The following is a 1,361-nucleotide window of genomic DNA, read 5'->3' on the forward strand; positions in this document are numbered from 1 at the left end:
CGTTGGATTTCTAAGCTGCCTATCCGGCAGTGAACGCTGAGGCGCTAGAGGTTATTGACTTAATGATTTTCTAAGCTGCCTATCCGGCAGTGAACGAGCAGCGCAACGCACTGCTCGACATTGCGGCTTTCTAAGCTGCCTATCCGGCAGTGAACGGCTCACTCTCTGGCTCGCCTTGCAGCTTGTGTTTCTAAGCTGCCTATCCGGCAGTGAACCCAAGGCAACATATTGTACCCACCTTCAATAATTTCTAAGCTGCCTATCCGGCAGTGAACGAGCTGACCAGTGGTGCTCAGCAGTGATCTGTTTTCTAAGCTGCCTATCCGGCAGTGAACGCGATGCTGACTTGCGCGATGCTGACTTGAGCTTTCTAAGCTGCCTATCCGGCAGTGAACCAACATTACAATAGATGCGGGCGTGAGAGAGTTTTCTAAGCTGCCTATCCGGCAGTGAACAAGAGCATCAGCGTCTAATGCATTGATTTCTTTTTCTAAGCTGCCTATCCGGCAGTGAACTGGCTGCCTTTATTGTAAGGTTTAGCATGGTTTTTCTAAGCTGCCTATCCGGCAGTGAACCCGATGAGTCTGTGTTATTAGATTTAGCTAAATTTCTAAGCTGCCTATCCGGCAGTGAACTGGCCGGACGGCCCGTCTCCGGGCTGCTCGGATTTCTAAGCTGCCTATCCGGCAGTGAACGCTTAAAAGCACGTAAGTAATACTTAGATAAGTTTCTAAGCTGCCTATCCGGCAGTGAACTTGCTAATATACTAAAAAAAAATATATTGACATTTCTAAGCTGCCTATCCGGCAGTGAACTCGTCTAATTTTATTATTAATTTTTCTTTATATTTCTAAGCTGCCTATCCGGCAGTGAACATAAGCATAACATTATGCTAGCATCTATAGATTTTCTAAGCTGCCTATCCGGCAGTGAACTATGTCGGCGGGGCATTGCTAATGTTTGCGGTTTTCTAAGCTGCCTATCCGGCAGTGAACACTAAAACCGCGCTTGGCACAGTGGGCGCTACTTTCTAAGCTGCCTATCCGGCAGTGAACGAGCGATGCTAACTTGCGCGGTGCTGACTTATTTTCTAAGCTGCCTATCCGGCAGTGAACAATTTGCAGAATTTATCTGGGAACCGATCAGCTTTCTAAGCTGCCTATCCGGCAGTGAACGTACACAAAGCTGGCAAAGGCTGGCGATTGTATTTCTAAGCTGCCTATCCGGCAGTGAACTTACGAAGATATGCCTAGCACTGGACTAGATCTTTCTAAGCTGCCTATCCGGCAGTGAACATCATTTCATGCGTAGTGCCGACGACCCAGATTTTCTAAGCTGCCTATCCGGCAGTGAACGCGGAA

1 CRISPR repeat array is annotated in these 1,361 nt (G+C 47.8%).

From position 1 onward, the window contains the following. Window positions 1-7: 7 nt before the first annotated feature. A CRISPR array of direct repeats spans window positions 8-1,355; the repeat unit is 28 nt; unit sequence TTTCTAAGCTGCCTATCCGGCAGTGAAC. Window positions 1,356-1,361 lie beyond the last annotated feature (6 nt).

It is taken from the genome of Thiothrix eikelboomii (genome assembly GCF_900167255.1).
Classification (GTDB): Bacteria; Pseudomonadota; Gammaproteobacteria; order Thiotrichales; family Thiotrichaceae; genus Thiolinea; species Thiolinea eikelboomii.